This is a genomic window from Mycobacterium sp. NGS19 (genome assembly GCF_059813155.1).
On the sequence record NZ_JCALEB010000003.1, the window covers coordinates 543852 to 558990 of the forward strand.

At 65.2% G+C, this 15139-nt stretch carries 18 protein-coding genes; 2 read left to right on the top strand and 16 right to left on the bottom strand.

Annotation, left to right across the window (positions count from 1 at the left end; all coding sequences use genetic code 11):
* Positions 1-33: 33 nt before the first annotated feature.
* Positions 34-672, bottom strand: coding sequence for a dTMP kinase (locus AC5Y4N_RS12500; protein ID WP_499907736.1), 639 nt, complete (start codon positions 670-672; stop codon positions 34-36).
* Positions 673-777: 105 nt separating this feature from the next.
* Here AC5Y4N_RS12500 and AC5Y4N_RS12505 point away from each other — a divergent pair, with 105 nt between their 5' ends.
* Positions 778-1188, top strand: coding sequence for a hypothetical protein (locus tag AC5Y4N_RS12505; RefSeq protein WP_499907735.1), 411 nt, complete (start codon positions 778-780; stop codon positions 1186-1188).
* Between the two features lie 14 nt (positions 1189-1202).
* On the opposite strand, the gene AC5Y4N_RS12510 is transcribed toward AC5Y4N_RS12505, so the two are convergent.
* The 8 genes from AC5Y4N_RS12510 to AC5Y4N_RS12545 form a co-directional block, all read right to left on the bottom strand.
* Positions 1203-1514 carry a hypothetical protein gene (locus tag AC5Y4N_RS12510; protein WP_499907734.1) on the bottom strand — a complete coding sequence of 104 codons (312 nt, stop codon included), beginning with the start codon at positions 1512-1514 and terminating at the stop codon, positions 1203-1205.
* 334 nt (positions 1515-1848) lie between these two features.
* On the bottom strand, positions 1849-2142 hold the full coding sequence (locus tag AC5Y4N_RS12515; RefSeq protein ID WP_499907733.1) for a hypothetical protein: 294 nt from the start codon (positions 2140-2142) through the stop codon (positions 1849-1851).
* A gap of 29 nt (positions 2143-2171) precedes the next feature.
* Positions 2172-2507, bottom strand: coding sequence for a hypothetical protein (locus AC5Y4N_RS12520; RefSeq protein WP_499907732.1), 336 nt, complete (start codon positions 2505-2507; stop codon positions 2172-2174).
* Positions 2508-2829: 322 nt separating this feature from the next.
* On the bottom strand, positions 2830-4299 hold the full coding sequence (gene ahcY, locus AC5Y4N_RS12525; RefSeq protein ID WP_499907731.1) for an adenosylhomocysteinase: 1470 nt from the start codon (positions 4297-4299) through the stop codon (positions 2830-2832).
* 16 nt (positions 4300-4315) lie between these two features.
* Positions 4316-4945, bottom strand: coding sequence for a TetR family transcriptional regulator AlkX (gene alkX, locus AC5Y4N_RS12530; protein ID WP_499907730.1), 630 nt, complete (start codon positions 4943-4945; stop codon positions 4316-4318).
* Positions 4942-5121: a rubredoxin gene (locus AC5Y4N_RS12535; RefSeq protein WP_499907729.1), complete on the bottom strand. Its 180-nt coding sequence runs from the start codon at positions 5119-5121 to the stop codon at positions 4942-4944. The genes alkX and AC5Y4N_RS12535 overlap by 4 nt, the downstream gene beginning before the upstream one ends.
* Before the next feature lie 44 nt (positions 5122-5165).
* A complete protein-coding gene (locus tag AC5Y4N_RS12540) occupies positions 5166-6347 on the bottom strand; it encodes an alkane 1-monooxygenase (protein ID WP_499907728.1) in 1182 nt (393 codons plus the stop codon).
* Between the two features lie 73 nt (positions 6348-6420).
* The gene (locus AC5Y4N_RS12545; RefSeq protein ID WP_499907726.1) at positions 6421-7884 is read right to left on the bottom strand and encodes an APC family permease; all 1464 of its coding nucleotides are present in this window, start codon (positions 7882-7884) and stop codon (positions 6421-6423) included.
* Here AC5Y4N_RS12545 and AC5Y4N_RS12550 point away from each other — a divergent pair.
* On the top strand, positions 7883-9298 hold the full coding sequence (locus tag AC5Y4N_RS12550) for an FAD-dependent oxidoreductase (RefSeq protein WP_499907724.1): 1416 nt from the start codon (positions 7883-7885) through the stop codon (positions 9296-9298). The two genes, AC5Y4N_RS12545 and AC5Y4N_RS12550, sit on opposite strands and share 2 nt — an antisense overlap.
* Here the strand turns inward: AC5Y4N_RS12550 and AC5Y4N_RS12555 are convergent.
* The 7 genes from AC5Y4N_RS12555 to AC5Y4N_RS12585 all read right to left on the bottom strand — a co-directional run bounded on the left by AC5Y4N_RS12555 (position 9284) and on the right by AC5Y4N_RS12585 (position 15051).
* Complete coding sequence (locus AC5Y4N_RS12555; protein WP_499907722.1) at positions 9284-10504, bottom strand: M20 family metallopeptidase; 1221 nt, start codon at positions 10502-10504, stop codon at positions 9284-9286. The genes AC5Y4N_RS12550 and AC5Y4N_RS12555 overlap by 15 nt on opposite strands.
* On the bottom strand, positions 10501-11451 hold the full coding sequence (locus AC5Y4N_RS12560; RefSeq protein WP_499907720.1) for an asparaginase: 951 nt from the start codon (positions 11449-11451) through the stop codon (positions 10501-10503). The genes AC5Y4N_RS12555 and AC5Y4N_RS12560 overlap by 4 nt, the downstream gene beginning before the upstream one ends.
* A 2-nt stretch (positions 11452-11453) precedes the next feature.
* Positions 11454-12419 (bottom strand): ABC transporter substrate-binding protein, encoded by a 966-nt coding sequence (locus tag AC5Y4N_RS12565; RefSeq protein ID WP_499907718.1) that lies wholly within the window; start codon positions 12417-12419, stop codon positions 11454-11456.
* Positions 12416-13195 (bottom strand): ABC transporter ATP-binding protein, encoded by a 780-nt coding sequence (locus tag AC5Y4N_RS12570; protein WP_499907716.1) that lies wholly within the window; start codon positions 13193-13195, stop codon positions 12416-12418. Before AC5Y4N_RS12570 ends, AC5Y4N_RS12565 begins: the two co-directional genes overlap by 4 nt.
* Positions 13192-14109 (bottom strand): ABC transporter permease, encoded by a 918-nt coding sequence (locus AC5Y4N_RS12575; RefSeq protein ID WP_499907714.1) that lies wholly within the window; start codon positions 14107-14109, stop codon positions 13192-13194. The genes AC5Y4N_RS12570 and AC5Y4N_RS12575 overlap by 4 nt, the downstream gene beginning before the upstream one ends.
* A gap of 145 nt (positions 14110-14254) precedes the next feature.
* A complete protein-coding gene (locus AC5Y4N_RS12580) occupies positions 14255-14584 on the bottom strand; it encodes a transcriptional regulator (protein ID WP_499907712.1) in 330 nt (109 codons plus the stop codon).
* Positions 14581-15051, bottom strand: coding sequence for a hypothetical protein (locus AC5Y4N_RS12585; protein WP_499907710.1), 471 nt, complete (start codon positions 15049-15051; stop codon positions 14581-14583). The genes AC5Y4N_RS12580 and AC5Y4N_RS12585 overlap by 4 nt, the downstream gene beginning before the upstream one ends.
* Between the last annotated feature and the right edge of the window lie 88 nt (positions 15052-15139).

Here is a 15139-nt window from a genome sequence, read left to right on the forward strand (position 1 = left end):
TGTCCTGGAATAAGGCGCAACGCGTCGCTTGACTCACGGAAACAGGAAGCTTGCCAGCACGGCGGTGTTGACGTCGGCGCGCGCGATCTTCCAAGGCCCGCCGAAGTCGTTCTCGGCGAGCCCCCGGTAGACCTCACCGGTGCGGCGCTGCAGGTCGTCGTCACGTTCATAGGAGTCGCGGGCACGGCTGTCCTCGGTGGCCTCGCGGTGTTGCGCGCGGGCCTTCGCCAGCTCAGCGGGCACATCCAAAAGCACCTGCCAATCCGGGGCCGGCATGTGAAGCCGCTCGTATTCGAGCCTCTTCACCCATTCGACCACCTGGCCGTCGGCGTGCTGGCGCAGCCGCGCGGCGCTGTAGGCGGCGTTGGAGGCGACGTAGCGGTCGAGGATGACGACGTCGTTCGCGGCCCTGAGGTGGTGGATCTCGTCGCGCGCGGCGGCGCGGTCCAGTGCGAACAACACCGCCATCGCATACACCGACGACGCGAGATCGCCATGGTCGCCGTGAAGCGCCTCGGCGGCGATGTCGGCGCTCACCGAATGCCCGTAGCGCGGGAACGACAGCATCGCGACCGATCTGTGGTTCCGCTCATACTGCGCCCGCAGGCCGTCGCACAGGGTGCGCTTGCCGGCGCCGTCGACACCTTCGATCGCAATGAGGACCCCCGCCACACCGGACAACGTACGCGAGTTCGGTACGGCACGTACCTACGGAGCTCGGCGAGTCCACTGGCGACGTGTGAAATGGTGTGGTGCTGAGGCAAACTCAGCCGGAGGGTGGACGTGTACTCGAGATTGCCGATGGCTTTGGCGTGCGTGCTGCTGGTGGCCGGGTGTCAGTCGAGCCTGCGCTATGAGTTCTTCGGCATGGCGGACGTGACGGTGAATGAATCCGGCAATGGTCGGCATATCGAGCTGAACAGCGGTCAGGTGCTCGACATCGTATTGCCAGACGATTACCAGACATCTAATTGTCAGTGGCACGATGAGGAAAAGTACGACATCACGATCCTCGAGCATCTCGGGGGGAAATACGATCCTGGCCGCGCTGATAAAAAGGTCGGCACCTTTACGAGTAGGTATCGGGCGGCACGCGCGGGAACCGTCCACGTAACGCTGGTTCAGCAGGACAACGCCAATCCACCGCACGTCGCAGGACGGTTTACGCTCGATGTGACAGTGCGTTAGTCGCGACGGCCGGCTCAAATCGGCCCGATGGCGTTCGCCACGATGAAGCCGGTGACGAAAATCGCTATCGCGGCCGGCACCGAGAGGAGACCGATCAATATTCCTCGGCCAGCCTGGCTTACTCTGCCAGTGCTTCTGGCAAGGAAGATCGCAACTACCAGAACGATCAATATCGGCGGTAGAAATATCGGAAAACCGATGATGGCGTACGGACCCAAGAACCAGAGGTAAGAATTCAGAAGGAAGATAGTGAGGAGTGTCGACAGAAAACTGACGGGACCATAGCGGTCCTGGATCACCGCGCAATGCTCGCTGTGCTCGCTCACCACCGAAACATCCAAAACGCAAAAATCGACGCACCGAGAAGGACGGCAAGTGAGCAGCCGGCCATACTGACGGCGAGGCCCCGCGCGCGCGGCGAACGGGAGAAGGCAAATAACCCTGCGATCAGCAGACCCGCCAACGTCGAAATTCCCGCCGAGGACAGCAACCAGCCTCGTTCATGGGACTGTTTGAAATATTCGGTCTTTCCCAACAACCACATACAGATGAGGGTTGCGCCGACCACAAGTTGAGTTAGGAATGGCGCGGTCCAAGTGGCCCAGGACCAAGCTATGGGCTCGGATAATAGACGGTCAGACCGCCCCGTATCGTTTGATATCAAATCGGCCCAATCGCTTGAGCGATGATGAAGGCGACAATGAAGATTACCGCAGTGAGCGGAGCCGACAGGGAGCCGATGAGGATTCCTCGTCCAACTTGACCAATCTTGCCGTCGGCTCTTGTCAGCCCCCAGGAAATGGCTAGCTCAACGAGCAATATCGGTGCGATAATCAACGGTAGGATTATCCACCAGGAGAGAAATACCCACGTGACAACCTCCAATACCGCGATATTCGCGATCGCGGCGATGAAGCTGGCTGGACCATAACGGTTTGTTGAAGACTTGTTCATCGATGGATTCACATCCCGGCCGGCCGTTCTCAACGAAACATCCAGAAGGCAAAGAAGACCCCGCCGATAAACACCACCACCGACGAGGCTGCAATGCTCAGAGACAGCGCGCGCCGCCGCGGCGATTGCGACGCGAATAGAGCAGCACTCGTCGCCAGCGATGCCAGGGTGGTAATCGCCGTCGCTGTCAACAGCCAGGCGCGTTCCCCTGCGTACGCATCATGCGTCGCGAAGGGCCATTTGCCCAACACCCACATGAGGATGAACAGCACGGCTGAGACGAGTTGCACCATGAACGGCGCCGACCACGTCGCCAGGCGCCAGGCGCCGGCGTCCAGGTCACGCAGCCGGGACAGCGTCAGCATCGCTACCTAACTCAATTCGATGGATCAGGCCGGAACTGCGCCGCCGGTCGGTAGCGTAGGCACCGACGGCGGACTAGTGACCGGTCCGAAAGCGGTGGACGTATGTGGTGCGAACTGCCCCCTCGTTGGTTTGCGTCACGCTGCCTTCTGGAGCGCGAACTCGCACCGGCCAACCGTGACTTTGGTGTTTTCGGGATCGAACGCGGAGTGGCACGCGCGAATTCGCACCGATTTTGGCGTATCTCACCGGGCCCGAGACTGCGCTCAGATCGCAATTCCCGACGTTTTCGCGATCTGGACGCAGGCTCGACGCCGCCGAAAATCAGTAGCGGTAGTGCTCCGCCTTGTACGGGCCCTCGACGTCGACGCCGATGTACTCAGCCTGCTCCTTGGTGAGCTTGGTCAGATGCCCGCCCAGTGCTTCGACGTGGATGCGGGCCACCTTCTCGTCCAGCTTCTTGGGCAGCCGGTACACCTCGTTGTCGTACTCGTCGTTCTTGGTCCACAGCTCGATCTGAGCGATCACCTGATTGGAGAAGCTGTTGCTCATCACGAACGACGGGTGCCCGGTCGCATTGCCCAGGTTCAGCAGCCGGCCCTCACTCAGCACGATGATCGACTTGCCGCTGTCGAACACCCACTCGTCGACCTGCGGCTTGATGTTGATCCGCTTGGCGCCCGAGCGCTCCAGCGCGGCCATGTCGATCTCGTTGTCGAAGTGGCCGATGTTGCCCAGGATTGCCTTGTCCTTCATCGCCCGCATGTGATCGAGCGTGATGATGTCCTTGTTGCCGGTCGCGGTGATCACGATGTCGGCGTCGGCGATCGCATCCTCGACGGTCTTGACGTCGAAGCCTTCCATCAACGCCTGCAATGCGTTGATCGGGTCGATCTCGGTGACCGTGACGCGCGCGCCCTGGCCCTTCAGCGACTCAGCACAGCCCTTGCCGACGTCGCCGTAACCGCAGATCAGCACGTTCTTGCCGCCGATCAGCACGTCGGTGCCGCGGTTGATGCCGTCGATCAACGAGTGCCGGGTGCCGTACTTGTTGTCGAACTTGGATTTGGTGACGGAGTCGTTGACGTTGATCGCCGGGAACGTCAGCTCACCGGCGGCCGCGTACTGGTAGAGCCGCAGCACACCCGTCGTCGTCTCCTCGGTGACGCCCTTGACCGACTCGGCGATCTTCGTCCACTTCGTCTTGTCTGACTCGAAGCGCTCCCGCAGCCGCGCCAGGAACACCTTCCACTCGGTTGGGTCGTCGTCCTCTGCCGGCGGAACCACGCCTTGCTTCTCGAACTCGGCGCCGCGCAGCACCATCATGGTGGCGTCACCGCCGTCGTCGAGGATCATGTTCACCGGCTCGCCCGGCCACGTCAGCATCTGCTCGGTGGCCCACCAGTACTCCTCGAGCGTCTCGCCCTTCCACGCGAACACCGGAACCCCTTGCGGCTCTTCGGCTGTCCCGTGGGGGCCGACGACGACGGCCGCGGCCGCGTGGTCCTGTGTGGAGAAGATGTTGCAGCTCGCCCAGCGCACTTCGGCGCCCAGCTCCACCAGCGTCTCGATCAGCACCGCGGTTTGCACCGTCATGTGCAGCGACCCGGAGATACGCGCACCCTTGAGCGGCTGCACTTCCGCATACTCGCGGCGCAGCGCCATCAGGCCCGGCATCTCATGCTCGGCCAGCCGGATTTCCTTGCGGCCGAAGTCGGCTAGCGACAGGTCGGCCACCTTGTATTCGACGCCGTTGCGGACATCGGCCATCAGGCTGTTTTCTAGAGTCGTCATCTCGTCCTTCTCAAGCTCAATCTGTGTCGATGACACCGTATCGCTCGGCGAACGGTGTCATGAGCCTGGCTAGGTCGTCGGCGACGTCGTGATCGGCCTCGGGAGGCATCGACACGTAACTCATGGCCAGCCGCACGATCGCGCGCGCCAGCACCCCGGCGTCTTCTTCAGACGCCTTAACCCAGCTGTTCATGAACGACGAGGTCAGCCGCTGCGAGCAGTGGTTGATGATAGGCGCGCTGTCGGTCGTGATCAGCTGAAGCAGGTCGGGCTTGGCTTCACCGTTGAGCAACGAGATCACCAGCGGGTCGGCGGCCGACTCGGCGAAAAACGATCCGAACCCTTGCCGGAACGCGGCGTAGATGTCGCCTTGGTTCTGCTGGATCTGCTCGTCGATGACGTCGACGAGGCGGTCGGCCAGCCGCAGCGCATAGCCCTGCGCCAAGCCTTGGCGCGATCCGAATTCGTTGTAGATGGTCTGCCGGCTGATCCCCGCGGCGCGCGCCACGTCGGCCAGCGTGATCGCCGACCAGTCGCGGCTGAGCAGCAGATCCCGCATGCCGTCGAGGATCGAGTCGCGCAGCAGCGCGCGCGAGGCCTCCGCATACGGAACTCGCTGCTTCACACGCGCGAGAGTAACCGTCACGCGCGGGCGATCTCGACCATCTCGAAGTCGGCCTTGGCCGCCCCGCAGTCCGGGCAGCTCCAGTCGTCGGGGATGTCGTCCCAGCGGGTGCCGGCGGCTATGCCGTCCTCAGGCCAGCCCACCGCTTCGTCGTACTCGAAGCCGCACTGGATGCAGCGGTAAAGCTTGTAGTCCATTCTTCCCCTCTTTCGGGTTGCGATTTCGGTGCGATTTCGGGCGCTCAGCGCATGTTCGCGCACCGAAATCGCGATCGTGGGTGCACGTGCGCCCGGGTGATGTCGCCGTCGTAGTGCGCCAGCACCCGCGGGTCCATCACCTTGCGCCACAGCGGCGGGACCAGCGTCAGCATGATCATGCTGGCGTATCCGCTCGGCAGGTTCGGCGCTTCGTCGAAACTGCGCAGCGTCTGATAGCGCCGCGTCGGGTTGGCGTGATGGTCACTGTGTCGCTGCAGGTGGTACAGGAAGATGTTGGTGACGATGTGATCAGAGTTCCAGCTGTGCTGCGGCGTGCACCGCTCGTAGCGACCGTTGGCCGTCTTCTGCCGCAGCAGCCCGTAGTGCTCCAGATAGTTCACGGCTTCCAGCAGACCCACGCCCAAGACCGCCTGGATCACGATGAACGGGATCAGACCCCAGCCGAACACCGCCAACAGCGCACCCCACAACACCACCGACATCAGCCACGCGTTGAGCACCTCGTTGCGAATACTGAACGGGCTCTTGCCCATTCGCCGCATCCGCTGGGCCTCCAACTCCCATGATGAGCGCAGGCCGCCAAAGATGCTGCGCGGCAAGAACATCCACAGCGTCTCACCCATCCGCGCGCTGGCCGGGTCTTCAGGGGTGGCAACGCGCACGTGGTGGCCGCGGTTGTGCTCGACGAAGAAATGCCCGTAGCAGCTCTGCGCCAACGTGATCTTGGACAGCCAGCGCTCCAGCGCGTCCTTCTTGTGTCCGAGCTCGTGCGCGGTGTTGATTCCGACGCCGCCGAGCACCCCGACCGTTAGGGCCACGCCGATCTTGCCGAGCCAGCCCAGCGGTCCGTCGAAGCCCAACCAGGACACGTCATGGGCCGTGAAGAGGTACGCGCCCAGCACCACACTGGCGTACTGGAGCGGAATGAACGCATACGTGCAGTACCGGTAGTACTTGTCGTTCTCGAGTCGCTCCATCACCTCGTCCGGCGGATTCTGGCCGTCGGCGCCGAACTTCAGGTCGAGCAGCGGCAGAACCACGAACAGCAGCAGCGGGCCGATCCACAGCGGCAGCGCAGCGGCGGTGTGCCAACCGGCCTGGTTCATCGCCCAGACCAACGGAAGCATGGCGAACAATGCCGTGGGCGCCACCAGGCCCGTCAGCCACAGGTACCGCTTGGTGTCGTGCCATTGCTGTGTGTCCATGCGTTTACGGTAACGCCTGATTTGTCCTCTGTCTAGACACAGACAACCTTTTTGTAAACCATCAGTGGCCGGGTCAGACCGCTGCTTGCACTGCGCGGCGACCTTGCACCGAGTGCCGGCGGCCGTACGCGAAGTAGACGACGATCCCGGCCAGCATCCAGATCGCGAACCGAATCCAGGTCAGCAGCGTCAGGTTCAGCATCAGCCACAGGCAGGCGGCGATCGCCGCGATGGGCAGCCACGGCACCCACGGCGTCTGGAAGTCGCGATGCAGGTCCGGCCGCGTGCGGCGCAGAATCATCACGCCCGCTGACACCAGCACGAATGCGAACAGCGTGCCGACGTTCACCATCTCCTCGAGCTTGCCGATCGGAAACACCGATGCCGCCAGCGCGATCAGCACTCCGACCAGCACGGTGATGCGCACCGGCGTGCCACGCGAGCCGGTCTTGGCCAGCTGCCGCGGCAGCAGACCGTCACGCGACATCGCGAACAGCACGCGGGTCTGCCCGAGGATCAGCACCATCACCACCGTCGTCAGCCCGGCCAGCGCGCCGATGGAGATCACCTCGGCCGCCCACGTCACGCCGTGTTGCTTGAACGCGGTCGCGAGGTTGGCGTGGCCACCGTCGGCGGTGTCTTTGAGCTGCGTGTACCGCACCATCCCGGACAGCACAATCGACACGGCGACGTAGAGCACGGTGACGATCGCGAGCGTGGCCAGGATCCCGCGGGGCACGTCGCGCTGAGGCTTCTTGGTTTCCTCGGCGGTGGTGGCGACGACGTCGAAGCCGATGAACGCGAAGAACACGATCGAAGCCCCCGCGAGCACCCCGTACCACCCATAGGTGCTACCACCTGCTCCGGTCAGCAGCGAGAACACCGACTGGTCGGCCTGCGACGGGCTGGGCTGCGGGGCCGGCACGAACGGCGAGAAGTTGGACGCTTTGACGTAGAAGGCGCCGACGACCACCACCAACAGCACCACCGAGACCTTGATCGCGGTGATCACGGCGCTGACGTTCGCCGACAGCTTGGTGCCCAAGGCCAGCAGCGTGGTCAGCACCGCGATGATCAGCAGGGCGCCCCAGTCGAGCGTGACCGGGCCGAGATCCGTTGTGCCGCCGCGGAATCCGAATACTGTACCGAGGTACGTCGACCAGCTCTTGGCCACCACCGCGGCACCGACGGCGAACTCGAGGATCAGGTCCCAGCCGATCACCCAGGCGACGAACTCGCCGAACGTCGCATACGAGAACGTATAGGCACTGCCCGCAACCGGCACCGTCGACGCGAATTCCGCGTAGCAAAGCGCGGCCAACCCGCACGCGACCGCGGCAATCAAAAACGACACCGAGATCGCCGGGCCGGTGAGGTTACCGGCCGTCGACGCGGTGATGGTGAAGATGCCGGCCCCGACCACCACCGAAACCCCGAAGACGGTCAGGTCCCACCAGCTCAGATCCTTGCGGAGCCGGGTGCCTTCTTCGTCGGTGTCTTCGATCGACTGCTCGACGGATTTGGTGCGCAGGTCCATGTTCTCGTCTTCCTCCCGAGTGTTGCTCTACTGTGCCCTCATAGCATCGAAACGAAAACACGCAGTGGTGATCGGAGCCAGCATCGCAGGGCTGTGCGCCGGGCGCGTGCTGTCCGATTTCTACGACCGCGTGACCCTGTTCGACCGCGACGACCTGCCCGAGCGTCCCGCGAACCGGGCGGCCGTGCCGCAGGGCCGGCACGTGCACATCCTGATGTCGCGCGGTGCGCAGGAATTCGGCGCGCTGTTTCCCGGACTGCTCGACGACATGGTGGCCGCGGGCGTGCCCATCCTCGAGGATCAGCCAGGGTCCATTCACTTCGGTGCGGCCGGGCATCTGCTGGGCATCCCCACCGAACTCGAGGACACGTTCACCACCTACGTGCCGAGCCGGCCGCACCTGGAATGGCAGATCCGCCGCCGCACCGCCTGGCTGCCGAACGTCACGATCCAGCAGCGGTCGGTGAGCAGGCCGCACTTCGACGCGGCCGCACAGCGGGTGACCGGGGTGGTGCTGGACGACGGGCAGATCGTGGACGCCGACCTTGTCGTCGACGCGACGGGTCGCGGCACCCGGCTGCCGGTGTGGTTGCAGGAGTGGGGTTTTGAGCGCCCTGTGGAGGACACGGTCGACGTCGGCATCGGATATGCGACGCAGCAGCTGCGCATCCCCGAGGGACTGATCGAGGAGAAGGTGGTGGTGGCCGGAGCGTCGCGGGCGCAGCCGGTGGGCATCGGGATGCTCTACTACGAGGACGACACCTGGGGCATGACCACTTTCGGCGTCGGCAAAGTGCAACCGCCGCAGACCTTTTCGCAGATGTGCGACGTCGCCGACGTGGTGCTGCCCGACCATGCCGCGGCGATCCGGCAGGCCACGCCGATCGGTGACATCGCGTTCCACCAGTATCCGACCAGCCGCTGGCGCCGTTACGACAAGCTCACCCGCTTCCCCGCCGGCATCGTCCCGTTCGGCGACGCCGTGGTCAGCTTCAACCCGACCTACGGCCAGGGCATGACGATGACGTCGCTTCAGGCGGGCCATCTGCAGCGGGCGCTGGCATCCGGTGACGACGACATCGCACCGGCGCTGAACCGCGCCACCGCGAAGACCACCTTTCCGGTGTGGACGATGAACGCGATCGGCGATTTCATGTTCCACAACGCCAGCGGCACGGTACCGCGGTGGTATCGGCCGGTCGGCAGCCTGTTCGAACAGTTCCTGAGCGCCGCCGAGACGGAACCTGTTCTGGCCGAATGGTTTTTGCGCCGGTTCTCTCTCCTCGACAGCTTGTACATGGTTCCGAACGGGCGGATCATCGGTCGGGCGGTGCGCCACAACATGCGGGCCTGGCTGGCCGAGCGCAACCGCAACCGCCGCGCGCCGGGTCGCGTGGCATCAGTGCCCGCCTAGAAAAATCCGCACGGCCTGTTCGAGCACCTGCACTGCCGTCGCCATTGCGTCCAGCGAAATACTCTCGTCGTACACCGCCCATCCGTCGTCGCCCGGCCCAAAGGTGACGGCAGGAATTCCGGCGTGGCGGAAGCGGATCGTGTCGTTGAACGCCGGCTTGGTGTACGTGCGGACGGCCTCACCGGTGACCTCGCGATAAGCGTCGCTGACCGCTGCCACCAATGGGTCGTCGTCGTCGAGCCGTTCGGTTCCGGCGACGAATGTGGGTCCGTCGACAAAATCCACGCTGACGTCGATGCCGTCGGGTCGGGAGAGCGAAAGGCGCCGGTGGAATTCCGCTAACAGCTGGCCCGCGACCACGTCGGGCCCGACGTTGACCGCCGCGACTCGTGCTGTCGCGACCAGCGGTGTGAACTGGGCCATGCCGGCTTCCCCGGCATGCAAGCCCACGACCGAGATCGGCCATCCCCGCACGGGATTGGCGTGTAGGTCTGCCAATGCCTCGGTCAGGTACCGCGCCGGGTTCGCGCCGGTGTCAGGTCGCCAGATGTGGCTCGACCGTCCTCGCGCAGTGATGTCGAGCAGCGCGTGGCCGGTCTGGGCGACGGCCAGCGCGATCCCGCGCCGATCACCCTGCGTCCACGCCGTCGGCTCGACTGTGATCGAGGCGTCCGGCCGCAAGCCGCATTCCTCGACCAGATACTTCGATCCCTCGACGCCGTTGCGCTCTTCGTCGGCCGTCAAGACCACAAGCAAGGTTCCCCGCGGTGGCGGATCGTCGGCGAGACGTTTGGCGGCGGTCAACAGCGCTGCCAGGTTGGCTCGGGTGTCGGAGGTACCACGGCCGTAGAGGCGGCCGTCCAGTTCGACTGCGGTGTAAGGGCTTTCGCGGCAGACGTGCCAGCGGCTGGGTGGCCCGGACGGGTAGGTGTCGAGGTGGTCGTTGAGCATCAACGTCGGGCCGTCTCCGAATCTCATCGACGCGACGACGTTTGGCCGCTGCGGTGTGCGCCCGATCAGCTCCACCGAGAAGCCCCACCCGCGCAGCAGTTCGGCGAGTGGACGCGCGATGCGCTCCTCCTCCGGAGGTCGTGCGGGGCCGTCGAGGCTGTTCTCGCACCACGGCTGACCAGTCGCGACCAGACGGACCGCCAGGTCCGCGAGTTCGCGGCGGTTCACCGCAGGCGCGACGGCGAAGCCGGTCATGGCCGCACTTCTGAGCGGATCATCGCCCGCAGTTGGTCGTGGCCGAGCCCTTGCGCGAGGCCTAGAGTGACGAGCAGCCGCGCGCGGTGCGGAGTGAGTCCGTCGGCCAGCTCGGCCCCATACGCCTGAAGGCCGGCGACACCGCCCGGGTAACCGTAGACCGGTGCCACGCGCGCGTCGGCCGCTCGGCTGGTGATGACCACCAGCGTGCCGTTGTCGATCAGTTCCCTGACCGCAGCGGCTTGGCGCGGCGGCAGGTTTCCGGCGCCGTTCGCCGCGACCACGATCGCCCGCCGCCCGCGGCCTGCGGCCCGCAGCACAGTGCCGTCGTCACCGAGCGCGGCCAGCACCACCGGGACTCCGACAATCGGGCCGGCGGGGTCACCGTGCGCCTTCAGACGCGCGCAGTGGCGATGCCAACGAGCCTGCCCCGCAACCACATACCCGATCGGACCGCGACCCGGTGCATCGAAAGCATCGCGCACCAGACCGGAAACCTTCACCACCTCGCGGCCGTCGAAAACCTTCCCGCCGAACACGACGACCGGATCGACGTCGGCGCCCGACGCCGCCACCGCTAAGGCGTCCGCCAGATTCGCGCGTCCGTCACTGTCCGGCCGCGTCCCCACGATCATGGCGCCGGTGACCACCAATGGCACCGGCCAGTTGTCGCGATATGCCAGCCATGTCGCAACCTCTTCGATGGAGTCCGTTCCGGTGGTCACGACGATGCCGTCGGCTCCCTCGGACACCACCTCGCGGGCTCGGAACACGAGCCGTTCCAAAAGCGCAAAGTCGACTTCGGAACCGCCGACCAGTGCCAGCCCCTCGGCGCTGCGGAAACCGCCGACCTGGCCCGACACCTCCGCGGCATCGATGCTCGGCACCGCCCCGGTTGCGGTCTCACGCATCGAGATCGTGCCGCCGAGGGCCAGAAGGTGGACCACGGTCAGGATTTCCCCGCCTCGAGGAACGACGGCACGATCACCGACTGGTAGTCCGGGATCGGCTGCTCCGCCGGCACGCGGCCAATGCTTTGCGCCCAGCGTGCACGATCGGCCAGGTCTGCGGCCAGTTCCGGTCCGAGCTCAGTGCGGAAGACGAACTCCGAAGACACCGAGTCGATCAGATTCCGTTCTAGCCCAACGGCTTTCGCGACCGCAGACAACGCGGCTGGATTCTTCTGGGTCAACGGAGCGTCGGCCTGCCGTATTGCCGAGATGAACTTGGCGATCACGGCCTTCTTCGATGTGACGACGTCGTCGTTGGCGAGGTAGAGACTGTGCTGGTTGTACTTCTGCCTGCCTTGCAACTGGAGTTGGTCATCGCCGAGAGCCTGGACAGCTTTAGCCAGCGCGGGCTGGAACACCGCGATCGCGTCGACGTTGTGGTTGACGATCGCGGTGACGATCTCTGCCGGACCGGTCTGGATGAGATCGGCGGTCACGTTGGCTTCGGCCAGGAACTTGGTCGCGAAGTAGTGGGCGCTGCTGCCCAGCGGTACCGCGATCTTGTGGCCCGCCAGCGCAGCGATGGAGTCGATGCCCGACGACCGACGGACCACGAACCGGCCTTCCGGCCAGCGCGCCCCGTCGGCGATCACCCGTAGCCGCGGACTCTTCAGCACTGCGGCAGACGTCGGGACGTCACCGCCATTGGCGACGTCGACTGCGCCGCCCGCGAGCGCCTCCAATGCCGCAGCACCGGTGGGAAACGGCACCACCTTGACCGTTACGCCGTTCTGCGCGAAGTAGCCGAGCTCGTTGGCGACGGGCACCTGTGCCCAGCACGGATCGACCACCCAGCCCAGCGTCAGAGTCGAGGCGGACTCTTGACTGTCGGCGCAGGCGGCAGCGAAGCCCAGACCCAGCAGCGAGGCGAAAAGAACCGCGGCGAAACGTCGTGCCCGTGTCATATGTGCTCCCTCGTAGCAGCCGACGCGGACTCGGCCAGCAGCAGATCGTGCAACTGGCGGCGCAGCGCCGCGTACTCTTCGAATTCACCCAGCCGGCTTGCGGTTCGAGGCCTCGGCAGCGGGTTTGCCAGGTGCGCGGCCACCGTGCCCTCGCGGTCCATCACCACGATCGAGGACGCGATCCGGATGGCTTCGTCGACGTCGTGCGTCACGAAAACGACTGTGCTTCCGCGGTTCTCCCACAGTTCGGTCACCAGGTCTTGCATCTGCTGGCGGGTCAGCGCGTCGAGCGCCCCGAAAGGTTCGTCCATCAGCAACACCCGCGGATTGTTGGCCAGTGCGCGGGCGATTCCCACCCGCTGACGCATGCCGCCGGACAGTTCGTGCGGCAGCTTCTTGGCCACCGACGGCGCCAGGCCGACCGACTCGAGCAATTCGGCGATCCGCTCGGGCCGCTGTCGTCGAGGCAGCCGTGCGGCGCGCAACGCGAAACCGATGTTGCTGCCCACCGACGCCCACGGGAACAACACGTCGCGCTGGAACACGACGCCACGTTCACGGCCGGGACCGGTGATCGGCGCTCCGTCGAAGGCGACGAAACCGGCTGCCGGGCGGACGAATCCGGCGATGGAATTGAGCAACGTCGACTTGCCGCAGCCCGACGGTCCGAGCACGGCCACGAACGTACCCGCGGCGATCGTGAGGTCCAGACCGTCGATCACGGGCCTCGCCGTGTCGGCGTAGCGCACGGTGAGACCTTGGATGTCGATGCTCACGACTGTTCTTTCGCCCACCGCAGACCGTGCCGGGTGGCTTGGTGGAACAGCTGATCGGCGATCGCACCGACGATCCCCAGCGCGGCAAGACAGACGAAAAGCCGGTCGGGCTGGCTGAACAGGCGGGCTTGGTCGAGCCTGAAGCCGAGCCCCGCCGTCACCCCGGACTGCTCCGACGCCACGATCAAGATCAGCGACGTCGCGATGCCCTGACGCAAACCGGTCACGACGAACGGCAGCGCGCCGGGCAGCACGACGTTGGTGAACGTCAGCCACCGCGACGCGCCGAGCGAGGCCGCCACCCGAAGATGGTCTTCGCGGGTTGCCGAGATCCCGGCATGGGTGTTGACCCAGACGGGAAAGAACACACCGAGGCTGGTCAGGAAGAGCTTGGATTCCTCGCCGATGCCGAACCACAGAATCGCCAACGGCACCAACGCAATTGCGGGTATCGGACGCACCACCTGAATCAGCGGCTCGAGCAGCCCACGCGCGATCCTGCTGCGTCCGGTGAGGGTGCCGACGACGATGGCCACCGCCGAGCCGACAACGAAGCCCTGCAGTGCGCGGCGGAAGCTGGCAGCCGCATCGGCCGGCAACGTCCCGTCGGCGTACATCTGCCGCGCCGCGTCCAGTACCGCGGCCGGTGAAGGCAGCAGGCGCGGCGAGAACAATTCAAGGCGCACTGAGGCATCCCACGCGACCGTCGCCAGCACAAGGCTGAGCAGTGGCAGCCCGACCATGACGATCCGGTGAAGCAGCGCAGTGCGGGATCGTCGCGCCCTCAGCGGCTTCACCGACACTCCGTCGGGCAAGGTCGCCGACCTGCGCACCGCAGTGAGCCCGGGTGTGCGTGTCGGCGCCGATACCACTTCGTCTCCCTGCATGGCCTGGTCGGGCAGGAAACGTAACACGGTGCCGAAGGTTGCAACGCGGCGTCGCGTGCCGGCCGCGAGCGAATCAGGCGCGCTTTACGCCACCTTGCTCAGAGCTTGAGCTGCAACGACATTCGGTCGTCAGGCTATTACGCCACCTGCCGACGGGTATCGCGTGTTTCGATCAGCCTGATCGAATGCGCGACCGGGTACCGCTGGATTGCCGCAACGGCTCGTCGACTATTTCCCGCAGGGCGGCGACATGGCCGTCGAACGCGTCACGGCCCGCGTCCGTCAGACGCGCAATGAGGGTGCGCCGACTGCCGCGCGGATGCCGCTGTGTGGTGACGTACCCGGCGGACTCGAGAGTCGAGAGCTGTTTGGACAACGCCGAGTCCGACAGAGCGAAGCGCTCCTTGAGGTAGGAGAATTCGACCCAGTCGGCAGCCGCGAGAGCAGCCACCAGCGACAGCCGCGTGCTCTGATGGATCAGTTCGTCGAAGCGGGCTTTCATGTGCGCAGCCGAGTGCGAATCCCCGTGAAGATTCTCGAGCCACCGAAGCCGATCATGACGGCCACGATCAGCGCCGCCCAGATGCCGGCATGGCGGCCGCCATCGGCGTGGATCGCAAACCCCAACCCCACTGTCAGCGCTACGAAGCCGAAGAGCATGCCGATCACAATCAGCGGAATGCGCCGGCCCGCAACGGCTTCGTTGACTTGTAGCCGCGGATTCGGCCTTCGGCCTTCCAGCAGCCACGACGCGATCAACGAGTGTCCCATCCCGAAAGCCAGGGTGGCCGCGCTGGTGAACCATATCGGCGCGAAGGCACCTATGACGCCCAATGCCAGCCAGCCGGCAGCCATTGCCCACCAATAGCCGCCGGGCAGTCCGACAGCGCTGGCGATTTGATCGTGCGCGTGCTCGACCCGGCGCAGCGCCTCGCGCGCCTGATCGGGTGTCAGGTCAGCCACGTCCACCTACTTTCCTAGTGGGAAAGTACGCTTCTCTTTCCCATCAGGAAAGTCAAGTGTCGGACAGCGTCCGATGTCGCCGTCCGCGTCCGGC